General features: G+C 52.3%; 12 protein-coding genes. 6 read left to right on the forward strand and 6 right to left on the reverse strand.

From position 1 onward, the window contains the following. Positions 1-4: 4 nt before the first annotated feature. The 5 genes from NSU14_RS34220 to NSU14_RS34240 form a co-directional block, all read right to left on the reverse strand. A complete protein-coding gene (locus tag NSU14_RS34220) occupies positions 5-889 on the reverse strand; it encodes a helix-turn-helix domain-containing protein (protein ID WP_042140315.1) in 885 nt (294 codons plus the stop codon). 156 nt (positions 890-1,045) lie between these two features. Beyond that, the gene (locus NSU14_RS34225; RefSeq protein ID WP_336102014.1) at positions 1,046-1,369 is read right to left on the reverse strand and encodes a hypothetical protein; all 324 of its coding nucleotides are present in this window, start codon (positions 1,367-1,369) and stop codon (positions 1,046-1,048) included. 62 nt (positions 1,370-1,431) lie between these two features. After that, positions 1,432-3,576 carry a putative bifunctional diguanylate cyclase/phosphodiesterase gene (locus NSU14_RS34230; protein WP_340948724.1) on the reverse strand — a complete coding sequence of 715 codons (2,145 nt, stop codon included), beginning with the start codon at positions 3,574-3,576 and terminating at the stop codon, positions 1,432-1,434. Between the two features lie 258 nt (positions 3,577-3,834). Beyond that, positions 3,835-4,458: an acetate uptake transporter gene (locus NSU14_RS34235; RefSeq protein ID WP_042140313.1), complete on the reverse strand. Its 624-nt coding sequence runs from the start codon at positions 4,456-4,458 to the stop codon at positions 3,835-3,837. Positions 4,459-4,578: 120 nt separating this feature from the next. Next, a complete protein-coding gene (locus tag NSU14_RS34240) occupies positions 4,579-6,945 on the reverse strand; it encodes a bifunctional diguanylate cyclase/phosphodiesterase (protein ID WP_076247644.1) in 2,367 nt (788 codons plus the stop codon). Positions 6,946-7,117: 172 nt separating this feature from the next. Here NSU14_RS34240 and NSU14_RS34245 point away from each other — a divergent pair, with 172 nt between their 5' ends. The 4 genes from NSU14_RS34245 to NSU14_RS34260 all read left to right on the forward strand — a co-directional run bounded on the left by NSU14_RS34245 (position 7,118) and on the right by NSU14_RS34260 (position 10,916). Beyond that, on the forward strand, positions 7,118-8,038 hold the full coding sequence (locus NSU14_RS34245) for a prenyltransferase (RefSeq protein ID WP_231575246.1): 921 nt from the start codon (positions 7,118-7,120) through the stop codon (positions 8,036-8,038). A 38-nt stretch (positions 8,039-8,076) separates the two neighbouring features. After that, positions 8,077-8,850 carry a DUF6081 family protein gene (locus tag NSU14_RS34250; protein ID WP_076247642.1) on the forward strand — a complete coding sequence of 258 codons (774 nt, stop codon included), beginning with the start codon at positions 8,077-8,079 and terminating at the stop codon, positions 8,848-8,850. Positions 8,851-8,883: 33 nt separating this feature from the next. Next, a complete protein-coding gene (locus tag NSU14_RS34255) occupies positions 8,884-9,843 on the forward strand; it encodes a 1,4-dihydroxy-2-naphthoate polyprenyltransferase (RefSeq protein WP_042140311.1) in 960 nt (319 codons plus the stop codon). A 74-nt stretch (positions 9,844-9,917) separates the two neighbouring features. Further along, positions 9,918-10,916, forward strand: a complete 999-nt coding sequence (locus tag NSU14_RS34260) for a Gfo/Idh/MocA family protein (RefSeq protein ID WP_340948725.1) — start codon at positions 9,918-9,920, stop codon at positions 10,914-10,916. Between the two features lie 473 nt (positions 10,917-11,389). Here the strand turns inward: NSU14_RS34260 and NSU14_RS34265 are convergent, their stop codons facing one another. After that, positions 11,390-12,757 (reverse strand): dicarboxylate/amino acid:cation symporter, encoded by a 1,368-nt coding sequence (locus NSU14_RS34265; protein ID WP_171720733.1) that lies wholly within the window; start codon positions 12,755-12,757, stop codon positions 11,390-11,392. Between the two features lie 439 nt (positions 12,758-13,196). Between NSU14_RS34265 and NSU14_RS34270 the strand changes: the two genes are divergently transcribed. Further along, positions 13,197-14,045, forward strand: coding sequence for a hypothetical protein (locus NSU14_RS34270; RefSeq protein ID WP_340948727.1), 849 nt, complete (start codon positions 13,197-13,199; stop codon positions 14,043-14,045). Positions 14,046-14,122: 77 nt separating this feature from the next. Beyond that, the gene (locus tag NSU14_RS34275) at positions 14,123-17,851 is read left to right on the forward strand and encodes an S-layer homology domain-containing protein (protein ID WP_340948728.1); all 3,729 of its coding nucleotides are present in this window, start codon (positions 14,123-14,125) and stop codon (positions 17,849-17,851) included. Positions 17,852-17,942 lie beyond the last annotated feature (91 nt).

Here is a 17,942-nt window from a genome sequence, read left to right on the forward strand (position 1 = left end):
AGTGTCAGCTGAAGAACAGCCGGCTGTAATTCAGGCTGCCGTTCCCTGAACGGAAGGCACCCGGTGTCTGTCCGGTAAGCTTATGGAATACCTTAATGAAGTAACTGCCAGAGGAATAGCCGACCTGACCGGCAATGGCTTCGATGCTGCAGTCTGTTGTTCTCAGCAGCTCCACGGCATGCTCAATGCGGACCCGGTTCAAATAGTCATTGGGGGTAACACCCACTGCCTTGCTGAAGGTCCGCAGCAAATGGAATTTCGAGAGGCCCAGCTTCCCGGCGAGCTGCTCCTGGCCGATCATGGAGCTGTAATTCGCTTCGATGAACCGGACGCATTCGCGGATGGCCGGCGGCCAGCCGGCCGCGTCATGCGGACCGCCGGAGGTATGCCTGCCGAGCTCCATCATGAATTGGTGAAGCAGCGAGGAAGCCGAGTAGGGATCGGTAATCCGTCCGGCGTGGGCTTCACGGACGATATCGCGCAGCATGCGGACCGGCGGGCTTCCGGAATCCAGGGCCGGGGTTGCCCCGATTCTGGACTTGATATCATTCCAGAGCGGCAGCAGCGGCTCCGGCCGGAAGAGCAGGAAATAGAACTCCCACGGCTCCGTGCCGCCGGGATGATAATACCGGTGGCTGCCGGGAATCTCAGCCATGAAGGCCTGTCCGGGGCCGATGCTGAAGCTCTCCCCGTCAAGCTCATAAATCCCGCTTCCCGAAACGGTGTACTGGAAGAGCAGCAGCGGACCATCACTGCGCTCCAGGCCGTTCCAGTGATAATCCGGGCTCAGCTCAACCGAATGCCCGGCTGCAAAGAGATTCAGCAGCGGCAGCCGGTCCGGCTCACTGAAGCGGAAGCCGTAGATGCCCAATGCTTTTGTACTGCCCACAGCAACTCCTCCTAAAAAAAGCCCCCTTGCGGGAGCTTCAAATTCAAATATAAGAATTTATATGTTACACGCTATAAATTATCCTTCTAGTTTTCGCTGAAACGGATACCGTCCTTCAAAAGGACGGTGTCCGTTTCCACTTGAAAGATTAGTGTATTATTCTCTGGTGCTGTCCTGCGGCTCTGCTGCGGACTCAGCCAGACGGGCGTTATCATAACGGCGGGCGGACAGCCAGATGCTTCCGGTAAAGAGCACGATCAGTCCAAGAATAATTCCGAAACGCCAGTCTCCTGCTTTGAAGTTCAACTGGAGAACCGTAAGTACCAATGCCACCTGGGTCCAGACGAGTGTGCGTTTGCGGAAAGCTGTAATATCTCCGGCCATCTTCGGCATGCCGCGGATAATGCGGTAGGCAAGTAGGGCCAGGATCAGCGCAAATATAACGGTTCCGGCAATTTCGCCGGTAGTTAATCCATTCATGTTCTCATAATCCTTTCGGGTTAACTTCAGTCTCACCTTTATTATAACGAACGATCCCCCGTTTATGAAGCCAGCTTGCGGATTTCGTCGGCAGGCAGCGGAGGGAAGAACAGGAATCCCTGGATATGCGGGCAATCATGCTTCACCAGGAAGGCGAGCTGCTCCGGCGTCTCTACCCCTTCGGCAATCAGGTCATAGCCGAGCTGCGAGGCGACGAAGACGATGGATTTGATGATGGTCTCGTCAATGGAGCTGACTCCGATGCCGGTGATGAAGGTCCGGTCAATTTTGATTTTGTTCACGGGAAAATGCTTCAGGTAATTCAGTGAGGAATATTTCGTGCCGAAATCGTCAATAGAAACGATGATTCCGTGATCGCGCATCTGCTGCAGCAGCGGATAGTGTTCTTCCAGCAGTGCGGTGCTCTCTGTAATCTCGAATTCCAGCATATCGGTATCCAGTCCGTACTGGTCAAGCACGGAGAGCAGATTCTCGATCAGATTGCGGTTGTAGAACCAGCTGTTGGAGATATTAATCGATGTCCGCAGCAGCGGCATTCCCAGGTTCCGCCACTCGCAGAGCTGGCGGCATACCTCGCGCAGCACCCAGTCGGTGAGTTGGATCATCAGTCCGGCTTCTTCCACGGCGGCGATGAAGGTGCCGGGCCCGATCAGACCCTTCTCGGGATGGTTCCAGCGGATCAGCGCCTCCATACCGATCATTTTACCTGTGACGGCATTGATCTGCGGCTGATAATACAGCACGAATTCTTCCCGCTCCAGTGCAGAATGCAAATACTTAGCGATCATCGTCTTCTGCTCCAGCTTCTCGCGCAGCTCCCAGTCGAAGATGAAGAAGTTGGCGTCTTCCTGTGTCTTGGCCTGGTACATGGACATATCCGCGAATTTGAGCAGATCATCCTTATTCTTCGAATGCTCAGGGTACAGGGAGATGCCGATGCTGGTGGACAAGCTGAGATGTGCTCCGGAGATCAGCAGCGTCTGCGAGATTAATAAGCTAATCTGTTCGGCAATCACGGGGATTTGCTCACGCGGCAGGTCAGGGAAGATCATGACGAATTCATCTCCGCCGGTACGCGCGAACAGCTTGAAGGGCAGCTCACCGGATTTCAGCCGGCCGGCCAGTGTCTTAATCACCTGATCCCCTGTAGAATGCCCAAGCGTATCATTGATTTCCTTAAACCGGTTCAAGTCGAAAAAGAACAAGGTATAAGTCTGAGTCGGGTCAGAGCATTGCAGCAGCCGCTCGAATTCATCCATGAAATAACGCCGGTTCGGAATGTCCGTCAGACTGTCGTAATGCGCGAGCTTTTCATATAAACGCTTGGAGATGCTCAGATCACGGGTCCGGAGACTGACTACACGCTCCAGCTCACGGTTGAACCGGCTCTGATGCCATGAGACATAGAGAATGAAAGCAATTACAAGCAGGAAGGCAATATCAATCCACAGCACGCTGCGGAACACTTGCCATTTCTTATAGGAGGGCAGGGATATCCCCATCAGCCAATGCTGATTATAGGCCTGAACAGGAACGGTAAGCTGCAGGTCATCAGCATGCGATTCATTGCCAAAGAGGAACGTGTGGTCCTCGGCTGTAACATATATATTGCTGTCCTCGAGTGCAAGCTGGTTCACAATGTTATCAATCTTCACTGTAACCGAGACGATGCCCTCGAAAGAGTTGTCTTTGTAAATAGCTTGCCGGATTACCATTCCATAGCCGCCTTGGGCTAATGTACGGGGCCCGTCTACCGTAATGCCGCGGGAGCGTATCGTTTCTTGGATCATGCCGGGGGAGGCCAGGGAGGCATCCAGCAGCAGGCTTTTGCCCAGAATCGCTGTATTGCCTTCAAGAGGGTAGAGGTAGCGGATAAGACCGTCAGGAGCGATCATAATGTTCGTGACATGGCTTGAGTTGTTGTTGTGTGCCGTTACCAGATAGTTATTAATGAGTGCGGGATCAGCATCGAAGCCGACCGTTTGAATAAAGGAACTTACGCCTTTGACAATTGCCACTCTCTCCTCAATATTTGAGGTCAGCATGACTGCCTGTGAAGACAGATCGGCCTTCTCAGCCCTGTATTCCCGGTTCACGGACAAGGAATAATAGTAGAACAGCGAGAGCTGCAGGACGACTAAGAAGCCGACAATAATCGTTAAAGGCTTTTTATTAATGAAAGCCATGGATTGCCTCCGATACCCGAAAGATTAAAGCAGTAGATTTGCTATTCATAAAAAGCGGTTCCTGCACCGCAGAAAAATGTCGAGATATGTCGTAGGTGTTTCTATAGCATGTCATTTTTATCGTCTTTGCGCAAGGAAAAACCTAACAAACAGCCGTGTAAATTCAAAACGGATAAACACCTTCTGCCCCGAAGGCAGCAAGTATTTATCCGTTGCTCTTAAGATTGGAGCCCAAGTAGCTTGAGCCTGAACCTGTAATTATTTCTTGAAGATGCCCAGCGGTGCGCCGATCGGCAGGAAAGTACGTCCGAAATGAGCATTGAGCACAGATGCGCCGCAGCCGTAGAGCGATACAATTCCGATAGCCATTTCCGCAACGGCAGCCAGCTTGTGGAAGAATTCCGCAGCGACTCCGAAGGCATCCATAGAGAGGCCGAGGAACAGGAAGTCGATGAGAATGAAGATGACCAGCAGGACGCGGTTTGCTTCAACGGCGCCGAGCGTCATGAACAGGGTGAACACGAGATATCCTACAAAAACAAATCCGAGCTGCTTGGGATCAACGCCTTCTGCCAGCACCGTACCGAATACCCCGAGCTTGATCAGCCAGCTTGCGCCCATGCCGAACCAGAAGAATGCATAGGCACCAAAAGCGGTCATGCCAAAGGTGTTGTTGTGCTTGGCATCCTGAATGGATGCGAACAGCTGGGCGAAGGCTCCGAGGAAGATAGCCCATGGAATAGCGTAGCTTAGACCTGTTGTAATTTCGAGCTTTTGTGAAGAAGCGACCAAGGTGACGATAGCCAATCCGAACAAGCCGATGGCGCTGGGGTCGGCGGTGACAATTTTGACGGATTGAGTTGTTTGCGGTTGCGCTGACATAACAATTAAAGCCTCCAATTTTCATAATTGTTCGCATAGGATAACAGCACCCGGAGCGGGTGCTGTTATCAGCTTGCCTATCATATCATATACCCGGTAGCTTGCCTATAAAATTACTGCTTATTTTGACTCCGGAAAGTAATTTTTCTGCGCTAAAAAAGAATAAAGTGCCGTGACCTGAAGAGGCCTGCTGATATAGTATCCCTGCAGCTCGTCACTGCCCAGCGCGCGCAGCATGTCGAACTGCTCCTGATGCTCTATGCCCTCGGAGACGACCCGCAGCCCAAGGTTATGGCTTAGCTCAATAATCGCCTTGACGAGCACATCACCCGGCGGGGCCGGAGACATCTCGGAAACGAAGGAACGGTCAATCTTAATGACATCGACAGGGAAACGGCGCAGATAGCTTAAGGAAGAGAAGCCTGTGCCGAAATCATCAAGCGAGATCCGGAAGCCGTGGGCTCTAAGCTGCTGCAGTGACCGGAAGATGCTGTCCCCGGAGACCAGAACACTCTCTGTGATCTCCAGCTCCAGACTCGAAGCAGGCAGTTCATATTCATGAAGCAGATCGAGCAGCAGTTCGAGGAGGCCGGGCTGCATCAGCTGCAGGGCAGAGATATTAACCGCAGCGGTAACCTCCAGCCCCCGGCTGCGGAATTCACGCATATCGGAGCAGACCTGCCGCAGTACCCAGCCGCCAATGCCGACAATCGAGCCGCTGCTCTCGGCGAGCGGGATGAACTCGGCCGGTGAGATACTTCCGTAGCTCGGACTGGTCCAGCGCAGCAGCGCCTCCACCTTCGATACCTGTAAAGTGCCTGCACCAAGGATAGGCTGATAATGCACCTCGAACTCGTTCGCCACTGCGGCAGAGAGCAGCTGCTGGGCCAGGACCTTCTTGCGCCGGATGCCTGCCTCAAGATCCTCTGAATACAGAAAGATGTTATTGCGGCCTGTCTCCTTGACATGGAACATGGCCAGATCAGCCTGTTTGACCAGATAATCAGCATCTTCACCGTTCTGCGGATAAATACTGATGCCGATACTGGCCGTATTATATAGAAGATGCCCTTTAATATGGTGCGGCATGGAGAGGGCCTCCTGAATCCGCGACAGCTGCGTATGAATGCTCCCGGCATCGGGGACATCGGAGAGCAGAATGGTGAATTCATCCCCGCCAAGCCGGGAGACCACATCGTGTTTGCCGACAACCTGTGAGATCCGGAAGGCCGTCTCCTTCAAGATGGCATCCCCGAAATCATGGCCCAGAGTGTCGTTCACCGTCTTGAAATGATCCAGATCAATAAATACCAGGGCAATCTGCCGGTTGAGTCCTTTGGCCGCGGCGATGGCTTCATTCAGCTTGGCAAAAAAGAGTGAGCGGTTAGGCAGCTGGGTCAACGGGTCCAGCAGGGATTGCTGCCGCAGCTCGTCCTGCACCTGTTCCAGTGAATCGATCATCCGGTTGAATTCAACCTCCACTTCGCCGAATTCATCCCGCCCGGTGCTGGGAATCCGGATAGACAGATCCTTGCTGCTGCCAATAGCTCGGATATTTCTTACCAGTGATGACATCCGGTCCAGAATAAACCGGTTGACGAAGAGCATGCTTGCGGCAAGCAGCAGCAGCATGGAGATGAAATAGAGCATGCGGAAGGTGCTTATGGACTTCAGTCCGCTATTGTAGAGCTGCCGGGGCTCCTTCAGGGAGATGATCAGGCCCGGATCACCGAACAAATCATTCACCGCCGTATGAATCGACATCATACCGTCCGAGACCGGATGGGTCCAGGTCGGCTGGCCTCCGCTCTCCGCAAGCAGCGCAGAGGTGGCGCGGGACACGTGAATAGTGGAGAGGGTGTCCTTCCAGATATGCGAAATCTCTTCCGGGTGTAGCATTCTTCCGGCAACGGCCGTGCCAATCACCGGCTTGTCACTGCTGCTGCCGGCAATGGGCGTGAGTGTGATCAGCATAGGCCCCTTATCCAGAATAACAACGCCGCTCCTGCTCTCTTCGGTTCCGGTGAAAGCAGGCAGACGGCTGTGGATCAGCTTGAAAAGAGTGAGCTGTTCCTGTGTCAGGGGGGTAACATTTCCTAATGCCAGATCGTAGGAGCCGCCATATATTGGACTGCCGTTCAAATCCAGCAGGGCGATCATATCGAAACGGTTGATTTCATAGGTGGTCTGGTCAAAGCTGCTGGGGGTGGGGGCAGTACCGCCGGATAAGGCCGGGCCGGTATTTCTTACGGATTCCATGAACCTGTAGGTTTCATCCCACACGGAGTAATTAAGAAGTCCGGTCTTCATGTCCTGCAGTTCTTCATTATAGGAAGCCACAGCTTTGGTCAAGTTGCGCTGCAGCTGCGCCTCGTCCAGCTTCTCGAAACGGTTAAGCAGAATCATGTGAAGAAGCAGGTAGGTAGCGCCTATTCCGAGCACAGCTACAAAGCCAATGAAGATAAATATTTTTTTGCGGAGTTTCATGGTGTTCCCCTTTAATATTTTAGACTTAATAGGAAATAAGTACCATCTATAATAGTGTACCACGATTAGGGAATATTTTGCAGCGTAAATCTCCCCAAAGTGTCGAAATTTGATGTATAATAATTTAATGATAATTATTATCAAATAATAATTGAAGGAGATAATCCTTGGCATGATGGAAAAATGGACGATTTTTAAGAAAGCCTCACGGTTTGGAGTTATTCCCGTTATGCTCATACCGGTTGTCCTGGGAACGGTCGGGGCATATGTATGGCAGGGAGTATTCCATCCGTTTTTGTTTGTTATAACCTTTGTCGGAGCAGCTGCGGCGCACCTATTCTCCAATATGGTGAATGATTTATGGGACTTCCGCAACGGAACCGACACGGAGGCGCATAATACACCTGAGGCCATCTCTACGAATTCCGGTTTCCTGTCCGGAGGAATGATGCGCGAGTCGCTGTTTGCGCTTCTGACCTGGGGCCTGCTGGCCGTTGCGGTCGCCTGCGGCTTACTGCTTAGCCTGTACAGCGGCTGGGAGATACTATGGTTTGTCGCCGGCGGTGCGCTGATCGCTTATTTCTATGTCGCCCCGCCGCTGCGCTTCGGCTACCGCGGCAAGGGCTACAGTGAGCTTGCGATCTTCCTTGCGTTCGGATTAATGCCTGTTCTGGGCGCCTATTTCGTTCAGACCGGGGAATTCAGCCTGAAGCCTGTCCTGCTGTCTCTGCCGATCGGGCTTCTGACAACGCTGCTGCTGTTCAACCATCACTTCCTGCACTGGAGAGCTGACCAGCAGGCCGGCAAGCGTACGCTTGTTGTAGTATGGGGCGAACGCAGAGCATTGATTTTCTCTCATGTACTGCTCTATATCTCATATGCATCCCTTATTGTTTGTGTACTGCTTGATGTACTGCCGGTGTATGCGCTGCTCGCCTTGCTGACGGCCATTGCACCGGTGCATGTCTACCGCAACCTGCAGCCGCAGAATGCATCCGCCGCTTATCTGCCGCTCATGGGCGCCTCACAGCGGGCCTCTGTGCGCTGCGGGATGATCATGGCGGTGGCACTGCTCATTCAGGGACTGGTCTGAAACCGGAATTTATTACATTACAGAAAGCGGGAGAACCCATGGACAAGAACAAACCAATTAGTGAAGAAGTGCAACCGGCTGAGGTCAAACAAACCGTAATCGGAGATTTCCATACCATTCTGACTGAGGGTAAGGTCTGGAGAACCGGAGGCTTCACGCTGCCTGACGGCTCGTTCTGGGCTTACCGTGAACCGGAAGCTGTAGTGATTGTACGTAATGGATATCTGTATGTGCGGGCTCAGCTGAGCCGCCAGAACGACCATGTGCAGATTCTTGATAATGCCAAGCATATGTATTATTCGGCCCAGCCGGTAGAAGTGCCTGAAGAGGGGGAGATCAGCTTCGAGCTGCAGATCCGTGCCCGTACGCAGGGGACAGCGCCGGGTGATCTGTATGACGGGTATGTTTCGCTGAATTTGCTTGATTTCACAACAGGTGCCGCGCTCGATTTCTTCGCGGGTAACGATAAATATGCCAGTGTGTATGGAATTCTGCCGTTTCCGGGTGTAACAGTACCCGAGACCGGGGGAACCAAATACTTCTGCATTTTCACAGAGGATACCGGCTTCAAGGCGCGTGAATTCAATACTTACAAAATCACTTACCACCGGGGCAAAAACGAGGCTGTATTCTATGTGAACGGTCAAGAGGTGCGCCGCGAGCAGAATGTGCCTGTTAAATTCAACAGCTTCACTATCGCTTTGGGCATTATGACCGAGAAGGATCTGACGCCGGAGGGCAGCGTATCCGCACACGGGCAGACGGTAATCGCAGAATGGTCACCGGTGACGGTTACAACCTCTGCAAAGTAACAGTGCGCATCTAACAGATAAGGATGAATGGCCGTGAATATAAAAACCTTCTTCAAGTTTGTCGAGCTGCCAACGAAGGTAGCCAGTATGCTGCCGCTGCTGCTGGGGACACTCTATGCGTTATACCGGTTCGAGGACTTCTATATCCTGCGCTTCGCGCTGATGTTTGTATCGCTCCTCAGCTTCGATATGGCAACAACGGCGATCAATAACTATTATGATTACAAAAAAGCGGCAAAAACCCACGGCTACGGGTATGAAACCCATAATCCCGTCGTCCATTACAAGCTGAAGGAAAGCACGGTGGTGGCGACGATCGTCATTCTTCTTGTACTTGCGGCGGGCGGCGGGATCGCTCTGGTCTCCCAGACGGGACTGATTGTATTTCTGCTCGGCGGATTGTCCTTCCTGATCGGCATCCTGTATTCCTTCGGGCCGATTCCGATCTCGCGGATGCCGCTGGGGGAGCTGTTCTCCGGCCTGTTCATGGGTTTCGTCATTATCTTCATCTCGGCCTACATTCACTCAGATCAGGCGGTGGTGACCCTCCTGCTTCAGGGTAACTGGATCAGTCTGCACATTAATTTCATTGAGGTGCTGTATTTGTTCTGGTTCTCAGTACCGGCCATCCTCGGGATTGCCGGCATCATGCTGGCTAACAACATCTGCGATATTGAGGATGATATGGATAACCGCAGGTATACGCTGCCTGTGTATATCGGACGCAAAAATGCGCTGCTGCTGTTCAAGCTGCTCTACTATGTTTCTTTTGTGGATCTGATCGTGCTGGTCCTGCTTGGCATTCATCCGGTATTGGTGCTTCTCCTCCTGCTGACACTGATTCCACTGCGCCGCAATATCGCGAGGTTCCAGCAGGAGCAGCATAAAGGTACGACCTTCATTCTGTCCGTCAAGAATTTCATGCTCATGAGCGCGGCAAGAATCATAGTGCTGGGTATAGCTGTTATATGGGTCTCCATATGGCCTGCTTAGAGATATACCCGATTCTATGATATTGTGTTTATAGGGTATACGCGGAAGAACTTATATAAGGAAGGTGTATAACTATGACACAGAAGCTTCGTTGGGGAATTATGGGCTGCGCGCAGATCGCCACAGGATCGGTAATGCCGGCCATCCAGGAGTCAGAGACCGGAGTGATTACGGCGATTGCCAGCCGGGGGCTTGAGAAGAGCAGCGCTGCTGCGGCAGAGTTCGGTATTGAGAAGGCTTATGGCAGCTATGAAGAACTGCTGGCCGATCCGGATGTCGATGCGGTCTATATTCCGCTTCCGAATCATCTGCACTATGAATGGGTGATCCGCGCGGCAGAGGCAGGCAAACATGTCCTGTGCGAGAAGCCGATTGCCCTGGACAGCCGCGAGGCAGCCGGGATGGTGGAGGCTTGCCGGAAGGCGGGAGTTCACTTGGCGGAGGCTTATATGTACCGCCATCATCCGCGGATCACTGAGCTTCAGGAGATCATAGCGGGCGGCGAGATCGGGGAGCTGCGCTCCATCCGCGGCACGTTTACCTATAACGATGCGAAGGATACTTCCAATATCCGCTTCAAGTCTGCCTGGGGAGGCGGATCGCTCTATGATGTCGGCTGCTACCCGCTCACAGCGGCGCGGCTGCTGTTCGGTGCAGAGCCGGAAGCCGTAACTGTGCAGGCGCTCTTCTCACCGGAGCATGATAACGTAGACATGATGGCCTCCGGTCTGGTGGAGTTCCCCGGCGGGCGGAGCCTGATCTTCGATTGCGGCATGTGGGCGTATAACCGCCAGCTGCTGGAGGTGCTTGGCACAGAAGGCCGGATCGAAATCCCGATGCCGTTCAACGCCAGGTTCGACGATGCACAGTTCTTCGTGTATAGCAGCAGCGGAGAGCCCCGGCAGGTGGAAGCCTTCGGAGCCAATCCTTACGTGCAGCAGGCGGATCATTTCGCCACTGCGGTCTTCAGCGGCAAGCCCTGGATCGCCGAAGAGGACCCGGTGCATAATATGAAGCTGATTGAGAGCTGCCTGGAATCTGCCCGGAAACGGGAAAGAATCAGCCTGGTGTAGCCGTCACAGGAGATAATAAGCTCCCTTCATGAATAAAATATTCTTTCAAAGAGAAACGGATACCGTCCCATGGGCGGTATCCGTTTCTGTATGTCTTTATGCTCTAGTGCAATATCAGCACTAAGGAAGTGAATTCATTCAACAAGGCAGCCATGTATGTATTCAGTTCCAAGTGGAGACTCAGTGATAGTTGTATAATGTGCAATTAAAAACAGCGAAAAGGCAGGCGTGCATCTAATAACTGTAGTCTGTACAACTAAATCTGCCCGAATGGTGAGAATAAAGGTTCACACGGCAGTTTAATTGTACGAAGTACAACTAAACCGATAATCGGTTGTAAATCAGACGATTTAGTTGTACAAAGTACAATTAAGCATACCGCATATTACCGCATATATCGTAATCGGGTCACTGCACACCAAGTATTTTTTCACTAGTTTAAATCTGACGCTATCCTATATCTGCTTGAGTACTTATATTGTGTTAAGAAGAATTTCATCCTCGTTATCGCCCCGGTTGAAGGCTTCGCGGTCGAATTCACCTTCAGAGTTGGCGACCAGCAGGGCAGTAACGGCAGTTCCGGTAGCATTGACAGCGGTACGTCCCATATCGATAAGCGCTTCTACTCCTGCAACAATGGCTATCCCCTCCAGCGGCAGGCCGAGTGCCGTTAATACGACGGTTGTTGAGATTACAGCCGGTCCGGGTACTCCTGCTACCCCGATGGAGGAGATGATACTGACCAGCACCAGTGTGACATAGTCGGTTCCGGTAAGCTGAATTCCATAGACCTGAGCCGTAAACACAGCCACAATAGCAGGCCATACGCCCCCGCATCCATTGAAGTTGACAGAGGCGCCGAGCGGAGCAACGAAGCTGGCAATCCGCGGTGAGACATGCAGACGTTTCGTAATAACCTCAAGATTCACCGGAAGTGTAGCATAGCTGCTTCTGGTGGTGAATGCAACGGTTAGCGTCGGGTAGACCTTGCGGAAGAAGCGGATAGGATTTACTTTGACCACGAGCAGCACGAGTCCGCCAAAGACCAGCACAAAGTGCAGAATCAATGCGACATAAGAGGTTACAATGACACTGCCCAGCTCCTGAAGGGTCTCCCAGCCATATCGTGCCGTAATTCCGGCAATCAGCGCGAACACGCCGTAAGGCGTTAACCGGATTACAAATTTGACTACCTGGTGCAGCACCAGGGTCAGGGATTCGATAAGATCGCGTACAGGCTTAACGGCCTCCGGTTTTTTGGAGCCGATTTTGATAATGGCCACCGCCAGGAAGATGGCGAAAATAAGCAGTGGCACAACCTTGCCGGTAGCTGCTTCATTAACGGGATTGGATGGGACGAGATCAAGAATAACCTGTGAGAATGTGGGGATTTCACGGGCGGTGAAGCCCTCCGGCACAGCCTGCTGGATGCCCTTTCCGGGATTGAACAGCAGGGCTACGGATAATCCGATGACCGAAGCAATCCCGGTTGTTCCGAGGAACCAGGCGAAGGTCTTGATTCCGATCTTGCGCAGGTATTCAAGATTTGTTAGTGAGGATATGCTATTGAGCACCAGAATGAATACGAGCGGCACAACGAGCATGCGGATCAGACTGACATAAATACTGCCGAAGGTAGTAATGGCATTGGTTTCGAATTCGAAATATTGAAAAAAGATTCCGGCCAGCAGCCCGATTCCGAGCCCGACCAGGACCCGGGTGCCGAAGCCGACCCGTTTGCGTGCCAGGAAATACAGGATGCCAAACACAAAAATAGAAACCACGAAGCCATACCAGTTTGTCTCAATGGCTGATAATAGATTGTTGTCGATGTTGTTCATTCCCGTTATAGACCCCCTAAGCCTAGTTTTTTGATGTGAATAATGAGATCAAATGTATAGACAAATTTTATGATTGTCAATGTATAAATATGTTAATTTTATTTAATCCGATAAAACAAATAGGATAAATAAATTTTAATTGACAAGGGATGTCAGTATGAATAATATGGAACTTATCCGCAAGTCATTCAGGAATCGACTGGACTGCCAGAGATTCAACAGAAGCGCATAACCATGCGTTTTGTTGAGTCTCTTTTTTGATTCTATAGGGGGGGATGGGATACCGCTGCTGTAAGGAGAGCAATTCGTAAGAAGAATCGACTGGACCGCCAGAGATTCAATGAGCACGCAAACAGTGTGTCTTGTTGAGTCTTTTTGTGATGAGTAATTGAGTTCCCCAAAAACTGCCTAGGGCGAAGTGAAAGGAAGGGTTACCTCTATGAAAAAGCTTACTATATCCGTAATTACTGCAGCCGTAGTGTTCTCAGTACTGACATATGCGGCAGTATCCGCCAAGCAGGATAACAAGGCTGAAGCAGCCGCAAAACCCCTAGTTGTGGAAGCGGCAGCTGCTGCAGGCACAATCACAAATGTTGTGGAAACCCCGGCGCCAGCTGATACTGCTGCAGCCCCTGCAGCAGAGACTGTTAAGCCTGAAGCGGCAGCTGCTGCAACAACAGCCACGGCTGAGACGGCAGCCGCGCCGGTTGTTGCAGCCACGGCAGCAGCCTCTGCCGCACCGGCTTCAGTGAATTCCGCACCCGAGGCCGGCAAGACGGCTTCGGCAGCATCCGCCGGGACGGCAGAGGTTGCCGAAGCCGAAGTCAAGGCCAAGGCGACTGCTGTTCCTGCGGCTAAAGAGACACAGCCGCAGGCTACAGCCAAGACGGCAGCCGCTGCTGTAGCTGCCCAAGCCCAAACGGCTGCGGCTCCCAAAGCCACAGCCGCTCCGCAGGCAACTGCCGCTCCGCAGACGGCATCCGCGCCGAAGACTGAGACTGTGCAACCATCTGCCGCACCAGTTAAAACGGCCGCCCCGGCTCCGGCCGCTCCAGCGCCGGCACAGGCCACCGAACAGCCCGCTCCGAAGAAGGTGACGTTCTCTACAACCGAGGTGGTCAAAGCGAGTGCAAGCGCCCCGGCCTCAGCCCCGGCTGCCAGCACATCCTCATCGCAAGCCTCCGGCAATTCCGCATCTCAAGCTGCTGATACCTCAGCCCCGGCGCCTGCTGTGAGCAATCCTGCTCCTGCCCCTGCCCCGGCTGCTGTAGAGGAAGTTTGCCCTTAAGATTTTCGCGTCTTACTAACTGACGGGCAGGCTGGTATTGCAAAGTACAGAAAAAAGATAAAGTTGAGGTGCAACTAATGAAAACACAGCAAAAACTTAATAAAATCCTCGCACCGCTGCTGGCGTCTGCTCTCCTTGTCTTGCCGGGTATCCCCGGCAAGGCGGCTGCAGAGCCAATCCTGCCAGCGGGCGGCGCTGGAGCAGTCAGCACATATAATTATTTTTATGAGAATTATCCAAAGCTGAATGACCGTAACCATGTATATAAGACGGCTACATATGAAGATATCGCCAATCTGTTTGAGAGTGAGGGTACCTATGCCGTACTGGTTGGCGGTACTTGGAGCGGGAACACACAGGCGGACATCGGATTTATCAATGAGGTTGCCAAGGAAACAGGCATTAATGTGCCGGTGATCTATAATTTTGATACCATGCTGGACGGGGCCACTCTTGATATTGCAGACAGCAATAATCCGTATGCCTATAAATATGTGGATCTGGTCAATAAGTATTTGAAGAATCTTTCGCTGTATGACAAGGCAGACCCGCAGCACAATGTCAGTTATGTGAATGCGGCCGGCGAGACGGTTACTGCCAACAAGATTGATTCCCCATTCCTGTTCTTGTACAACAAGGATCATAAGGATGCGCAGGGCAACAGCGCGCCTGTTGTTTCTTACCTGAAGGACGGAAAGTCCTGGGAGCAATTCCTGACAGACGGCCAGCTTGACTCAGCCAAGGTTAATGATTATAAGGCCTCTGTGCGTCAGGTGTTTGAAGCAGCCTCCGCCTATAGTGTGATTAATGAGTCCGAGTATATTAAAACAGCGTTCAACCGCAACTATGCCGGAGAGAACAACGGGAATATTATTTTTACTCCGGAGGATAAGGACCTTGTGCTGGAGCATGTAACCTATCATCAGCTGCAGCAGATTTTGGCCAGTGACGGGAACTATGCACTGCTGTTCGGGGGCTCATGGTGCCCGAATACCCAGGCCATCATCAAATATATTAATGAACAGGCGATAGCCCATAACATAAGCAAGATCTATTTCTTTGATACGAAGCTTGATGCGGGTCTGACGGTAGCGGAGTCCGGCAATAACACCGGAACAAGCGGGCGGGCCAACCCTCATAATAACAATGAGCTGCAGATCAGAACGAGCAATCATCCGTATGCCAATCTGTATGTTGATCTGGTTAATACCTACCTTACCAATATCAAGACAGAGAACAATCAGGCAGCTAAGCCCTCTGTGATCAGCTATGTGAATGATCTGAACGAAACGGTCACCGGCGACAGACTTCAGGTGCCGTATCTCTTTACTTACAACAAAGATAACAAGGATGCTGCCGGAGAAAGCGCCCCTATTCTTGGGCATGTGGAGCTGATGTACTCCTGGACGAATATCCAGCCGGAGTATGTAAGCAGCGGATATTCCGATGGTGCCAGATATACTAATGCAATCCAGGCTTTAAACACGCTGTATTCCAGATTAGAGGCTGTGCCTGCAGGGCTGTATGGAAGTGCAGACGGCACCATCAGAGGAGCCAATGACCAGCTGGAATACAAGTACAAGACTGTACAGGATTCGGTCTATGAATATCAGCCGGCCGCAGGTGATACCATTTCTGGCCTGGTTCCGGGGACTTACCTGGTACGGTATAAAGCGACTACGGGTTCGCAGGGACCTATCATTAAACCTGCAGGAACCACTGTTATACCTTATGCTGCGGGAGAAGCAGTAGAGGTTGTTGTACCGCTGCCCGGAGAGCAGGCAGCCCCGGCAGGGTTGAAGGGACTCCCGCCGACCTCCGCAGCGAATACGGATGGGCAGATCAGCGGTGCAAGAGGGGCGCTGAGTACTGAGGAACTGCAATTGCTGGAGTACAAGCTGACAACGGTAACGGAATATACGTATGCCAAGGATGTACCTCCTGTCCATCTTACACCTGGTAGCTATCAGGTAAGATATATTGCCCAGGAAGAGATTCCGGCAAGCCCTGAGGCGAATATTACAATTCCTGCCTTCACGGAGAGACAGGCGGCACCTGCCGGACTTACGGGAGTGAAGCCGACAACCTGGGAGAACAAGGACGGGAAGATCACAGGCACTACCGGTCAATTACAGATCAAGCTGTCCACGGTTACTGCCTATGTCTATGCGGGAGAGGGAGAAACCACGGACTTAATCCCGGGAGTGTACGATCTGAGATATCCGGCAAAAGAAGGCTACACAGCCAGTCCGGTAGCAAAAGTGGTGGTTCCGGGCAATATTCAGGAACAGGCAGCCCCAACCGGCCTTAAAGGTGTTGCCCCAACCTCATCCGAGAATAAGAACGGAGCCATTACGGGCACCACCACAGCGCTTGAATATAAGTTGTCCACGGCCTCTGCGTACACACCGGCCCCGGACAAGGAAATTACGGGCTTGTCCGCCGGAACCTATAATGTCAGAGCAGCGGCTAAGCTCGGCTACAAGGCAAGCCCGGATACCAGTGTTGTCGTACCGGCATATGCACCGGCAACCGGTTCGAATAGTGGAGGAGGGGGCAATGGCGGCGCAGCTCCGGTTGTGCCGGTAGCTAGCGCCAGTCCGGCCCCATCCCCATCTGCTACGACATCCGGGGATACCGTAACTGTAGTGGCGGCCGCCACTGCTACAACGGATACAGCTACAGGCGTAACAACAGCTTCTATTTCTGCCGAAGCCGCTGCAGGCCTTGTGAACAGTGCCAAGGCTGCAGAAGCCGCAGGCAAGAAGGCTGTCCTGGAAATCAGCGTTGCCGCAGATGCCAATACCAAGACAGCGGAGCTCAGCATTCCACGAAGTGCATTTAATGAAGCAGCCTCTGCCACGAATGCCAGTCTTAAGATTAATATTCTGAACGTCGGGCAGATTACGTTCGATTCTACTGCTGTAGCCGGCATCAGTGCTGCTGCGGATAGCGGGGCAATACTCATTAGAATTGCCAAGGTGTCTTTAACTGAGGAAGGCAAATCAGTACTTGGAGACAGACCGGTATATGATCTGACTGTACGGGCAGGAGATAGCGAGGTGTCTGTCTTCGGCGGCGGGAAGGTGCACATCAGTCTTCCTTATACACCGCTGGCGGGTGAACAGGCACATTCTATTATCGTATATAACATCAACAAGGAAGGCGGCCTGGATGTTGTTCAGGGCAAGTACAAGGCAGCTACCGCAGCAGTCGAATTTGTGACCACTCATTTCTCGCAATATATCATTGCCTACAATAAGGTTGCATTTGCTGACATTGCTGATACTGCCTGGTACAACAATGCTGTAAGCTTCCTGGCAGCCAGAGGCATCACTTCCGGCACGGACAATAGCAGCTACAGTCCGAACGCCTTAGTAACCAGAGGACAATTCATTGTCCTGCTGCTCAAGGCCTACGGAATAGCACCGGACAGCAACGGAGCAAACTTTACAGATGCAGGAACAGCCTATTATTCCGGCTATCTGGCTGCTGCCAAGAGTCTGGGAATTGCTACGGGCTCCGGGGATAACCAGTTCAAGCCGGATAACCAGATTACACGGCAGGAGCTGTTCACCCTGCTGTACCGTGCGCTGAATGTTCTGGGTCAGCTGCCGGACTCCACGACAGATCTGGCGCTCTCCACCTACAGCGATGCGCCGCAGGTTGCCGGCTACGCACAAGAAGCTCTGCAGGCTCTGGTGCAGCGCGGTGTAGTAGAAGGTGACAACGGCAGAATTCATCCTTTGGAATTCTCCACACGGGCCGAGGCGGCACAGGTGATCTACAACCTGCTTGCCCGGTAAATGATAGGATAACATTTTCTCTAAGGGCGGCCAGAGGGCTGCTCTTAGAGAAAATATAAGAATTGATATGTTTTCTCTGCAAAGTATCTGT

Source organism: Paenibacillus sp. FSL R10-2771, assembly GCF_038000205.1.
Classification (GTDB): domain Bacteria; phylum Bacillota; class Bacilli; order Paenibacillales; family Paenibacillaceae; genus Paenibacillus_AQ; species Paenibacillus_AQ phytohabitans.